Source organism: Desulfosporosinus sp. BICA1-9 (genome assembly GCF_000802135.1).
In genome coordinates this window covers 65309-77051 of the sequence record NZ_JUEE01000154.1, presented here as the reverse complement: position 1 = coordinate 77051, position 11743 = coordinate 65309, and the positions used below count along the sequence as shown (strand labels likewise).

General features: G+C 45.1%; 10 protein-coding genes. All 10 read left to right on the top strand.

The window, feature by feature from the left end:
- Positions 1-34 precede the first annotated feature (34 nt).
- The 10 genes from JL57_RS19585 to JL57_RS19545 all read left to right on the top strand — a co-directional run bounded on the left by JL57_RS19585 (position 35) and on the right by JL57_RS19545 (position 11743).
- Positions 35-2008: a sigma-54-dependent Fis family transcriptional regulator gene (locus JL57_RS19585; protein WP_291300300.1), complete on the top strand. Its 1974-nt coding sequence runs from the start codon at positions 35-37 to the stop codon at positions 2006-2008.
- 319 nt (positions 2009-2327) lie between these two features.
- Positions 2328-3473, top strand: a complete 1146-nt coding sequence (locus tag JL57_RS19580; protein WP_034143645.1) for a hypothetical protein — start codon at positions 2328-2330, stop codon at positions 3471-3473.
- 26 nt (positions 3474-3499) lie between these two features.
- The gene (locus tag JL57_RS19575) at positions 3500-4558 is read left to right on the top strand and encodes a 2,3-butanediol dehydrogenase (protein WP_034143644.1); all 1059 of its coding nucleotides are present in this window, start codon (positions 3500-3502) and stop codon (positions 4556-4558) included.
- A 286-nt stretch (positions 4559-4844) separates the two neighbouring features.
- Entirely contained in the window at positions 4845-5021 is a 177-nt protein-coding gene (locus JL57_RS34915; protein ID WP_291300299.1) for a hypothetical protein, read from the top strand.
- 1 nt (position 5022) lies between these two features.
- A complete protein-coding gene (gene pdhA, locus JL57_RS19570; RefSeq protein WP_034143643.1) occupies positions 5023-5985 on the top strand; it encodes a pyruvate dehydrogenase (acetyl-transferring) E1 component subunit alpha in 963 nt (320 codons plus the stop codon).
- A 24-nt stretch (positions 5986-6009) separates the two neighbouring features.
- A complete protein-coding gene (locus JL57_RS19565; RefSeq protein WP_034143642.1) occupies positions 6010-6981 on the top strand; it encodes an alpha-ketoacid dehydrogenase subunit beta in 972 nt (323 codons plus the stop codon).
- Between the two features lie 82 nt (positions 6982-7063).
- Positions 7064-8089: an ATP-NAD kinase family protein gene (locus JL57_RS19560; RefSeq protein ID WP_034143641.1), complete on the top strand. Its 1026-nt coding sequence runs from the start codon at positions 7064-7066 to the stop codon at positions 8087-8089.
- 52 nt (positions 8090-8141) lie between these two features.
- Positions 8142-9734, top strand: coding sequence for a 2-oxo acid dehydrogenase subunit E2 (locus tag JL57_RS19555; protein ID WP_034143640.1), 1593 nt, complete (start codon positions 8142-8144; stop codon positions 9732-9734).
- A gap of 18 nt (positions 9735-9752) precedes the next feature.
- On the top strand, positions 9753-11294 hold the full coding sequence (lipA, locus tag JL57_RS19550) for a lipoyl synthase (protein WP_034143639.1): 1542 nt from the start codon (positions 9753-9755) through the stop codon (positions 11292-11294).
- Between the two features lie 14 nt (positions 11295-11308).
- A complete protein-coding gene (locus tag JL57_RS19545; protein ID WP_034143638.1) occupies positions 11309-11743 on the top strand; it encodes a glycine cleavage system protein H in 435 nt (144 codons plus the stop codon).

Genomic DNA, 11743 nt, shown 5'->3' with positions numbered 1-11743 from the left:
TCTCGTGTTAAACTTTAAAGCTTTGGAGGTGCTTATGATGTACACCCAATCCCTGAAATATGTAAAAGATCCGCTTCGGGCGTGGGAAAATTTTGTCAAGAGGGGTATCACTGATGTAGTGGTTACACGTCCAGAGATCCTGGAATCTTGGCAGCGCTGTCGGGCACTTGGCGTAGATCCTTATGATGGCATAGGTAAAGATAGATCGGATCACAACGAATTACAACAACTTTTCATTTCTAACTCTCAATTAGTAGAGGTAGCCAAACCCTTCATGCATACCGTCTACCAAAGTGTAAAGGGTTCGGGATTCATGGTCGTGATTACAGACAAGGAAGGGCGGATTTTGCACACTTGCGGAGATTCAGGGATTCTGGATAAAGCTGCAAGTACAATTCGATTTATAAAGGGTACTAACTGGTCGGAACAGGCTGTGGGGACCAACGCCATCGGGACAGCGTTGGCCATGAATAAAGCCATTCAAATTTCTGGGCCCGAACACTTTTGCCAATCGCATCATTACTGGACATGTTCTGGAGCCCCGATTCATAATTCTCTCGGGAAAATTATCGGATGCTTTGATATCTCCGGCCCCGCCGAATATGTGTATTTGCATACATATGGTATGGTTGTCACGGCAGTAGAAGCCATAGAAAATCAATTGCGGAAGGAAGAAATCCAGGAGGAAAAGAAACGAGCATATGAACTATTGAGTGCAGCAACGGAGAGTGTGACTGAAGGATTGCTGGCTGTTGATAATGAAGGGCGGATTATTCATATTAATCCGGTTGCCCAAAAAATATTTGGCCTGGGCGATAAAGTTGAGACAGGCCAACTTCTGAAATCGATCCTTGGCCCTAACGAGAAGTTCAGTGAAATGGCTAACCAGCTTCTCTGGAAAACGGATGTAGAAATTGTGCACGATCAAGGACGGGGCCGAATTCATTGTATATGTTCCGCCCGTCCATTTTATAAGAAGGATGGCATAATTGCCGGTGTGATGTTTACCTTGCGGGAAATAAATAAGGTTCGCAGTTTGGTAAACAAGATGGTAGGAGCTACTGCCCGATTTTATTGTAAGGATATTATCGGGGAATCTAAAGTGATGAAAAATGCCTTGAAATTAATTTCTGTCGCCGCGAATTCCCGTTCAAACGTTCTTTTGACAGGAGAAAGCGGTACTGGGAAGGAATTGTTTGCCCAAGCGATTCATAATCATAGCGGTCGCTCGGAGGGTCCTTTTGTCGCAGTTAACTGTGCAGCTTTGCCACGAGAACTCATCCAAAGTGAACTTTTTGGTTATAATGAGGGAGCCTTTACCGGGGCTAAGCGGAGAGGAAATCCTGGCAAGTTCGAACTTGCCAATGAGGGGACCATCTTTCTGGATGAAATCGGGGATATGCCCATGGAACTCCAGGTTAACCTTTTGCGGGTATTACAAGAACGAAAAGTGACCAGGGTTGGAGGAGACAAAGAAATTCCGGTTGATGTGCGCATCATAGCTGCTACCAACAAGAATTTGCTCAAGGATATTGATGAGGGACGCTTTCGCCAGGATTTATTCTACCGTTTGAATGTATTTAGCATTCATATCCCTCCTTTAAGAGAAAGGGAAGAAGATATCGAACTCCTGACCATGTATTTGATCAGAGTTTTTTCGGAGAGCCTGGGCAAACACATCAAAGGAGCAGAAACGGAATTTTTACAGGCAATCAGAAATTACTCTTGGCCTGGGAATGTAAGAGAATTACAAAACGCGGTGGAATATGCCATGAATGTGGCTGAGGGGGAATATCTCAGCGTTACGGATTTACCCCGCAACATACACCGGCAACCGGACTTTTTGAAAGAAGTGGGGAAAGTCATCTCATTAACAGAAATAGAGCGGATTACTGTTGAGTCAACATTAAACCGGTTTAATGGCAATATTACTAAAACGGCAAAAGCTTTAGGAATTGGACGCAATACGTTATATGACAAGTTGAGAAAATTGGGGGTTAGAGCATAGACTGGATTTGACACAATTGACGTGAAAGAAGTGCTCGGGAAGCGAACATACTGTTCAGTTCCCGAGCACTTCTTTTTAGAGATCGTATATAAAAAGCTGAACATTCCTTGCTTAAGATAGTACTGTCTAGAGGGTTTCTTTAAAGATAGATAACATTGAAACGTTGGCATAATAGTTGCAATATATTGAAAATTGGCTGGCCAAATTAATAATTAGGAGGTATTTCGAGAGTAAACATTAACCATGGGAGATTTTGTTTTGGAAGAATTGTAAATGGAGAATTGGAAAAAAAGGCAATTTAATTGGGAGGTGTAAGGGTATGGATGCTTCTACTAATGCAGCAGAGAAGGGTGGTGAGATTATTAGCACCAAGAAACAATTTGGTTTATCTGTTAACCCGATTACCTTTGCAATGGCACACCTAACAATAATTCTGGTGGTTAGTCTTGTGGTTTGGAATGTGTTTGCGGATCCAAAGCAAGGTATATGGAAACTGTACCCACAGCCCTTTGATGCTGTCATGTTCTGGTTCATTTTAGAGGTCGTATTCCTGGCATTTAATGGTGAGCTATGGCCCTTTCATCGGCTAAAGCAACCTTTATCAGGATTGCTTACATTTATCACCGGCGCAGTTTTAGCTTTTCTAACAGTGGGAATACTCGTTTTCGGCATCGGAAGTTTTGAACCGGCTTTTAATCCAAGCGGAGCAGGTTGGACGGCAACCGGCATGATTGTCCTAATGGGTTTTTATTTTTTCGGTATCTTAGCAACAAATATGGGGCATTGGCCATGGGTGGATTTAGGGCTAAAGCAGCCATGGGTCGGGATTATTGAGTTCTTTGAAGGCTTTTTCCTGGCGTTTTTGGGTTATCTGGTCTTAATTTATCCGAGCGTAGCCAGTTGGTCACAGAGCGGAAAAGTGATTCTTCCCTTGGTCACAGCGGTTGGTTGGTTCTATTCAGTTATTGTCTCTTGGCTTACGACAGCTAATGCCTTAGATAACTGGCCGTGGAGCCGATTGGGTTCAAGAGCCAAAACTGCTCTGGCATCACTCTTTGGCAATTTTGTCATCGGTACAGGAATTTATTTCTTGTTCTTGGCTATGCTTAAGAATTTTCTGATTCCCGTTGAGGCGCAAAAATCTCTTGGAGTAGCCATTACAATGTGGCCGGCTCAATTAGGGGTTTGTATCTTGTTCTGGGTCCTAACGTGGTCGACAGTGTTTGACAATCAACCTCTAAATACTGTCTCGAAAAAGGTTATTAGAGTAGTAATTACGTACGGCCTGGGGGTGATAACATTTTTGGTTTATACCCGGTGGTTTGCGATTTCGATACTGCATGAAGCTGAGATCAGCAAAGGGTTCGGTGGAGATCCATTAACGTGGATAGATTTAATGATTTTAGTCATGTTGATTTATGCCGTATATTTTGGTTCTTATGGCTTAATTAAAAAGAACAAATAAGGTTTGGAATAAAGGAGAGATGATTAATGAAAGCAGCAGTGTGGTATGGAAGAAAAGATGTTCGCGTTGTAGATGTACCAGAGCCACCATCACCGGGTGAAGGGTGGGTAAAGGTTAAGGTGGAGTGGTGCGGGATCTGTGGTTCCGACCTCCATGAATACTTGGCAGGTCCGATTTTCATTCCGGTCGCTGAACCAGATGCCCTCACGGGAAGTAAAGCACCAATTATTCTTGGACATGAATTTTCCGGAGAAGTGGTTGAAATTGGTCCAGGAGTTAAGAATGTTCAGGTGGGAGATCGGGTTGCACCAGATGCCTGCCAAGTGTGTTGGGAATGTTATCATTGTAAACGCATGAATTATAGTATGTGTGAAAAGTTAGCGTTTACTGGGTTGATGACCGATGGTGCCTTTGCAGAATATGTCAATGTCCCAGCCTATACTATGTATAAAATTCCAGATGATATGTCCTACGAAGTAGCAGCTGTCATCGAGCCGATAGCAGTTGGAATCCATGCTGTTCGACAGGCACCAGTTATTGAAGGAGACAAAGTTGTTGTCCTAGGGGCTGGAACAATTGGGCTCGCGACTTTACAGGCTGCCAAGGCAGCTGGAGCAAGTAGAGTCTATGTGATTGAAATGGCTAAGGCTAGAAAAGAATATGCTCTAAATATGGGGGCTACGGCAGTCTTCGATCCGAGAGAAGTGGACGTTGTGGCCAAGATTAAGGAACTTACCAATGGATTAGGAGCAGATATTACTTTCGAATGTGTCGGGAATGAGAAGACAGCACCACTGGCCATACAATTGGCACGAAAAAGCGGTAAAGTTATCATGGTGGGTATCTTTGAACGTGAAAGTTCGTTTAACTTTTTTGAGGTAACCGCTAATGAAAAACACATTATAGGATCCTTGGCCTATAATGGAGAGTTTGCTACAGCGATTGATTTGTTGAATGATGGGCGGCTTTCTGCAGAACCCATGATTACAGGAAAAATTAAACTCGAAGATATTATTGAAAGGGGATTTGAAGAGCTGGTAAACCGGAAAGAGGCAAATATTAAAATACTGGTTTCTCCGCGCTAAGTAATACAATTTGTCTGAAAAAACGCCTGGAATATCTAGGCGTTTCAATTTTAATAGTTATAGATTGTTGTTTGTTGTTCGAAGATCGAACAGGTGTTCAATTCGCGACCAACAGAAGGATACCGGCAAAATCAAATATACAACTTTGATATCTTTAAATGAATTGTAAACATTGTTCCTTCAAGGAATTTTCGTATTATTCATAGTATTTTCTATACAAGTTTAGGCTGGCACAGGGTTTGCTTATATATCATTCAAGACGGGCATTCCAAGGAAAGGGATTTGTATGAATCTACATCCGTTCGGTAGAAAAGATATCAAGGAAGGGGGGATGGAAGTAGAGGTGATGTTAGCGCCGGGATTAGGCGATGGCGTTGATAGCATCCAAGTTGTTAAGGTTTGTCTGACAGTCTATGTGGATTTGGACTGGAATCAAAGCTTATTCGGAAGAGGAGTGATTTAAAGTGGCGCTTAATAAAGAACAAATGCTTGACTTATATCGTCAAATGCGTACGATTCGTGAATTTGAAGAGACCGTGGCTAAATTTTTTTCACAAGGTCAAATTCCTGGTTTTGTTCACCTGTATATCGGTGAAGAGGCTGTGGCAACCGGAGTCTGTGCGAACTTAGAAAAACAGGATTATATCGCAAGTACTCATCGGGGGCATGGGCATGGAATTGCCCGCGGAGCATCGATTAACAAAATGATGGCTGAGATTTTTGGCAAGATCGACGGAGAATGTAAAGGAAAAGGCGGTTCCATGCATATTGCCGATGTGGAATTGGGATTTCTTGGCGCGAATGGGATTGTGGGTGCAGGTATGCCCTTAGCAACCGGGGCGGCTTTTGCCGCTAAATATATGAAGACCAATGGAGTCGCGATCTGCTTTTTCGGGGACGCAGCATCAAACCGGGGGACGTTCCATGAGTCGTTGAACATGGCGAGTATTCAGAAGTTGCCAGTGATTTTCGTCAACGAGAATAATATGTATGGTATTTCGATGAGCCAGGAAAGGCATCAGAACATTACAGACATTGCAGACCGTGCAGGGTCCTATGGAATGCCGAGTATGGTCGTTGATGGCAACGACGTTATGGCTGTCTATGAAGCAGCAGAAGAAGCTGTGAAGCGTGCTCGTGCCGGTGGAGGCCCCGTTTTGATTGAATGTAAAACTTATCGGCATCACGGCCATTTTGAAGGGGATCCCTGCGTATACCGATCCGATGAAGAAGTGAACGCCTGGAAAGCGAAGGATCCTTTGCCACGGTTCACGAACCGATTGCAAGAAATGAATATGGCTACAGAGGCGGAAATTAATCAAATCGATACTGAGGTTAAAAAAGTTATTGCTGATGCGGTTGAATTTGCTCAGAATAGTCCTGTGCCCACTCTGGATGAACTAACGAGCGATGTATACTGCGCCTAAGGAATTTGAAGGGGTGAGATTACTATGGCAGAAATGACCTATTCCCAAGCGATTAATGAGGCACTCGAGGAAGAAATGCATAGGGATGAGAAAGTATATATCTTAGGAGAAGATGTTGGGGCATTTGGTGGGTGTTTTGGAGTAACGACAGGGCTTCTTGAAAAATTTGGCGGCGAAAGAGTGTTGGATGCACCGATCTCGGAGACCGCTATTATGGGTTCAGCGGTAGGGGCTGCAGTCGCTGGCTTACGCCCAGTTCCAGAAATCATGTTTGCCGACTTTGTAGGGGTCTGTCTAGATGAGCTGATAAACCAAGCAGCAAAGATGCACTATATGTTTGGTGGAAAGGCTAAGGTACCGCTGACGTTAAGGATGGCCTGCGGGGCCGGATTGGGTGCAGCGGCTCAACACTCTCAAAGCCTAGAGGCAATGATGTGTCATGTTCCAGGGCTTAAAGTAGTTATGCCGGCGACGGCAGCAGATGCTAAAGGTTTGTTGAAATCGGCCATCCGTGATGATAATCCGGTCGTATTCTTAGAGCATAAAGCCCTCTATGGGGTAATCGGGGAAGTCCCCGATGGGGAGTATATGATCCCACTTGGAAAGGCAGATATCAAGCGGGAAGGAAAAGATGTCACGATCTTAGCTTATTCTATGATGCTTCATAAAGCGCTAGGGTCGGCGGAAACCTTAGCTCTAGATGGAATCGAAGCAGAAGTGATTGATCCACGTACCCTTGTACCGTTTGACAAGGAAACGTTGTATAAATCCATAGAAAAAACCGGGCGACTGGTTATTGTGCATGAAGCCGTCAAACAGGGAGGATTTGGGGGGGAAATCGCGGCAATGGTCGCGGAAGAATGCTTTGATTTTCTCGATGCTCCCATTAAAAGGGTTGCGGCACCCTTTACTCCTATTCCTTTTGCAGCTAACTTGGAAGCGGCATACATTCCAGATGAGGCAAAAATTATCGCAGCGGTGAAATCCTTTTTCTAAATAGTCCGTAGGGTTAAATCGTTCTCCGAGAAGGGCGGCCGATCGTTCGGTTGCCCTTAGCTCTTGGGTAGGAGGGGAAGAAATGATTGCAGGAATTATTGCAAATCCCGCTTCAGGAAAAGATATCCGACGTTTGGTGGCTCACGCTACTGTCTTCGATAATCAGGAAAAAGTGAATTTGATCCGGAGAATCTTGCTTGGGCTTCAAGCGGCAAGGGTTAAAAGGGTCTGGTTTATGCCCGACTATTTTGGTTTTTTCGAGCGGGCTTTAGATGTCTTCTGCGGTGAGAATCAATTAACCATGGAGACAAAGCTCTTACCCATGCAGTGGAAGGCGAATCAAGAGGATTCGCAGTTGGCAGCAGCCAAAATGGTAGAATTAGGCGCTAGCTGCTTGATCACTCTGGGTGGTGACGGAACGAACCGGGTTGTAGCTAAAGGAGTCGGGGAGGTTCCGATCATGCCTGTTTCCACAGGAACCAATAATGTTTTCTCTGTTATGGTGGAAGGAACAATAGCGGGATTGGCAGCTGGTTTAGTTGCCACAGGTGTGGTTGAACAAGAGTTTTCTCTGATTCGGACCAAAAAGCTAATTATCTATATCAACGGTAAAGCGGTGGATATAGCCTTAATAGATGCTGTTGTGCTAGCTGAGCAGTTCATCGGTTCGCGGGCCATTTGGGACATGGGTAAGATCCGGCAGATTGTGGCTACCTGCGGCGAGCCCTTTCATATTGGTATTGCGGCAATCGTCGGGGCGCTGCATCCCATTAATAAGCGGGAAGCCAAGGGGATCAACTTAATCATCGCAGAAAGTAGCGAGCAAACGCGAGATCCAACTCAAGGCTCCTCAATCCAGGTAAAAGCCGCAGTAGGACCTGGCCTGATTCGATCGGTTCCAGTTCGTTCATACGAATTAATGAGCCCCGGACAGAAAGTAGTAGTACGCCATGTCCCTTGTGTTATAGCGGTTGATGGAGAAAGGGAGATTTTGGTCGGCCCAAAAGATTGTGCCGAAGTAGAACTAGTGGCAACAGGACCGTATGTGGTCGATGTCAAAAGCACCTTAAAACGTGCTGCAGAAAAAGGTTTATTCATAAATAGTTAAATTAGCTTAAAGAGTAGAACTTATAAGTCAAAAATTAGGAGGTAAAGGAAAAATGGCACATATTATGTTAATGCCAAAATTGGGCTTAACTATGAAAAAAGGAAAAATAGTTAGCTGGCTAAAAAACGAAGGGGAGACGGTTGCCCTGGGAGAAGCACTCTTAGAAGTGATGACGGAAAAAGTAAACATTAAAGTTGATTCACCTTATAGTGGAGTACTTTATAAGATTATTGGTGCTCCAGGTTCGAGTTACCCGATCTCCGTTCCGCTAGCTGTTTTGGCGGAAGAAGGGGAAGATTCCGCCTCTTTAGAAGGCTCTCTGGCTGAAGCTCTAAGTGTTTTGCAAGCGGCATTAGCCGGCGGGAGCGGTGACGCGGAGAAGAAAAAAGAGACAAAACCTATTAAACCCTTTGTGGTTTTTGCCGGTGCTGGCAAGGCATCCCCTCGTGCTGCCAAACTCGCTGATAAGGAAGGCGTTGATCTTGGATTAATTATTGGCAGCGGGGCAAATGGCAAGGTTGTTGAAGAGGATGTCTTAAATTATATAGCTCAAGTTAAAGGAGATAGAACCTCTGAACTGCGTCCAATTGATGCCCTGAGCATGCGGGGTGTCATTGCGGAGCGGATGTCTAAGAGTCGGAGAGAGGCTACCCATGTCACACTCATGGAAGAAATAGATTTGACCGCTCTGAAAGATGTGCGTGAGCAATTAAATGAGTCGGGTGGTGGGAAACGAGTCAAATTCTCCTATACGGATTTCTTAGTTAAGTTTACCGGACAGGCGTTATCAGAATTTCCGCTTGTGAACTCTTGGAGTACCGAGCAGGAAATCGAATTACCAAAAGCGGTCAATGTTGGGGTGGCCGTTGCTTTAGAAGAAGGACTTGTCGTTCCCAATCTAAAAAATGTTCCAATGCTTACCCTGGAACAGATTTCGGCTAAAATTAAAGATCTAGCCACGCGAGCACGCAATTCTGAACTCAATCCGGAGGAGATCGAACAAGGGACCTTCACGATTACCAATCTGGGAGCATACGGAGTGGAAGGGTTTACACCCATTATTAATCGGCCAGAAACCGCAATTCTCGGGGTTGGGGCAATCAAACAGAAACCCATTATGGTCGAGGGACGTTTAGAAAACCGCCATTTGATGACGTTGAGCCTTTCCTTAGATCATCGAATCATCGATGGTTCACTTGCCGCAGAGTTTTTGGGTCGTCTTAAAGAAATGTTGGAAAATCCCTATCCCTGGTTCCAGTTACAACCCCAAGTTATGGAAGACCTTGTCATTCAAACAGGTGGGAAAGAATCTCCACATGATCTATTGGAAGCGTTTTCTGGTGGGTTGGCCGAATTGAAAGAAGAAGCTCCGGAATTGGCGATTGGTTTCGAAAGCCTTATGGCGCCGGTCTTTTGCGAAGGTGAATTGGGGATCATGGAAAAAGAGTTAATGGCGGTGGCCATCGCCATTTATGGCAAATGTGAGTACTGTATTGCCGCTCATGTTTATAATGCTATGAATGCCGGAGCATCTGGTGATCAAGTGCTGGAGGCAGCTGGGGTCGCTGTTGCTTTTGGAGGCGGCCCGGCAATGGCATATACCGTAACAAAAGTTCGTGAATGCATCAAAGCTTTTGGCGGTTAAAGAAAGCGGGGATAACCGATGGTTGGGTCTTTTCACCCCACGTATCTTCTTGACCTCGGGAAAGCGGACTATAAACCGGTTTGGCAACTTCAGAAGAATTTACAAAATCTCAGGATTGAAGGTCAGGTTGCGGATAGCTTTATCTTGGTTGAACACCCTCCCACAATCACGTTGGGGAAAGATAGTCTCAGTGAACATATCTTGGTTGGTGAAGAATGGCTAGCTGCTCATGAATTCCAGGTTTTCCAGATTGAAAGGGGTGGAGATGTTACTTACCACGGTCCGGGCCAACTTGTAGGCTATCCGATCCTAGATCTCAATGCATACAATAAAGACGTCCATTTGTTGGTTTATAAATTAGAAGAAATGCTGATAAAAACGCTTTCTGCATTTGGAATCCAAGGGTCGCGACGTGTTGGGTTACCTGGAGTGTGGGTTGGGAAGAAGAAAATTGCCAGTATCGGATTAGGGGTAAATCATTGGGTGACAATTCACGGTTTTGCTCTTAATGTCAACCCGGATTTGTCTCAATTTAAGACCATCGTCCCTTGTGGTCTGCCTGGTGTGCAAATGACCTCGCTTGCCGAAGAACTGAAACGCTCGATTAGTATTTCCGAGGTCAAAAATAGGGTCATTGAAGAAATGTGTGCGCTTTTTCAATGGGAAATTCGTTCGCTATCCCGAAATGTGGAAATATTGTTGACTGCTGACGGCCTGGAAGCAAAGGCTTTTCGACCAAGTTGGTTAACGGTTCAGGCTCCTCCGGCGGGTGTGATGGAAGAAATGGAAGGGGTTTTGGCAAAAGGGCGCTTGCATACGGTCTGTGAGGGAGCATGTTGTCCTAATGCGGGTGAATGCTTTGCTTTAGGTACAGCCACGTTTATGATTCTTGGTGACGTATGCACCAGGGGATGCCGTTTCTGCGCCGTGAGCAAAGGAATCCCCTGTCCTCCCGATTCGGCAGAAGCGGAAGCGGTGGCGGAAACCGTAAAAACCCTTAACCTTAAACACGCAGTCATCACATCAGTGACTCGGGATGACTTACCAGACGGTGGAGCAGGGGAGTTTGTACGAGTTGTTAGAGCTTTGCAAAAAAAGACCCCAAAAACAAGTATTGAACTGTTGATCCCTGATTTTGCGGGATCAGAACAAGCGCTGGCAACGATTGTTGCCGTTAAGCCAGAGGTCATCGGTCACAATATCGAAACGGTACCCGATCTTTATCCTCACGTACAGCCAGGGGCAAATTATGAGCGCTCGTTGAAGGTCCTGGCAGATGTTAAAAGACTGGATCCTGCGATCAAAACTAAAAGTGGTTTGATGGTTGGCCTTGGAGAGAAAACACAGGAAGTTTGTCGTGTTATGGAGGACTTGCGCAAGGCAGGGTGTGATTACCTGACCATCGGCCAATACTTACAGCCCACGCCGAAGCACCTGCCAATAATGGGATACATTTCTCCGAATATGTTTGCTTGGTACAGGGAACAGGCCCTGGAGCGTGGCTTTGAAAAAGTGGAATGTGGCCCATTAGTCCGCAGTTCCTATCATGCGCAACCATAATGGAGGTGGAAAGTATGGCAATTATTGAAGGATATAATTTACCGGATGACCTCTACTATACGGAAGACCATGCCTGGGTGAAAGTGGAAGGAAATTTAGTCAGAGTAGGAATGAATGATTTTGCCCAGAAATTGGCGGGAGATATCTCGTTTGTTAAACTACCCAAAGTCGGAAAAGACGTAACAATAGGTAAACTTCTCAGCTCTATGCAGTCTGGAAAGTGGGCGGGACGTATCGAGGTACCTGTAACAGGTAAGATCGTGGAGGTCAATAAAGAGTTATTGTATGAACCGCAAAAGATGAACCAGGATTGTTATGGAAATGGTTGGATTGCGTTGATTGAGCCTAACAATTTCCAGGAGGACTTGGGCAAACTCATGGATGGTGCGAAAGCCGCGGAGTGGCTTAAGGGAGAAATTACCCGGAATGTTCCGGGTAAGGAGGGGTAG

Excerpts from the sequence above, each read along its gene's own strand:
- JL57_RS34915 (WP_291300299.1), top strand. The coding sequence starts at position 4,845 with ATGAATCTACATCCGTTCGGTAGAAAAGATATCAAGGAAGGGGGGATG.
- JL57_RS19545 (WP_034143638.1), top strand. The coding sequence starts at position 11,309 with ATGGCAATTATTGAAGGATATAATTTACCGGATGACCTCTACTATACG.
- lipA (WP_034143639.1), top strand. The coding sequence starts at position 9,753 with ATGGTTGGGTCTTTTCACCCCACGTATCTTCTTGACCTCGGGAAAGCG.
- JL57_RS19585 (WP_291300300.1), top strand. The coding sequence starts at position 35 with ATGATGTACACCCAATCCCTGAAATATGTAAAAGATCCGCTTCGGGCG.
- JL57_RS19565 (WP_034143642.1), top strand. The coding sequence starts at position 6,010 with ATGGCAGAAATGACCTATTCCCAAGCGATTAATGAGGCACTCGAGGAA.
- JL57_RS19555 (WP_034143640.1), top strand. The coding sequence starts at position 8,142 with ATGGCACATATTATGTTAATGCCAAAATTGGGCTTAACTATGAAAAAA.
- JL57_RS19575 (WP_034143644.1), top strand. The coding sequence starts at position 3,500 with ATGAAAGCAGCAGTGTGGTATGGAAGAAAAGATGTTCGCGTTGTAGAT.
- JL57_RS19560 (WP_034143641.1), top strand. The coding sequence starts at position 7,064 with ATGATTGCAGGAATTATTGCAAATCCCGCTTCAGGAAAAGATATCCGA.
- JL57_RS19580 (WP_034143645.1), top strand. The coding sequence starts at position 2,328 with ATGGATGCTTCTACTAATGCAGCAGAGAAGGGTGGTGAGATTATTAGC.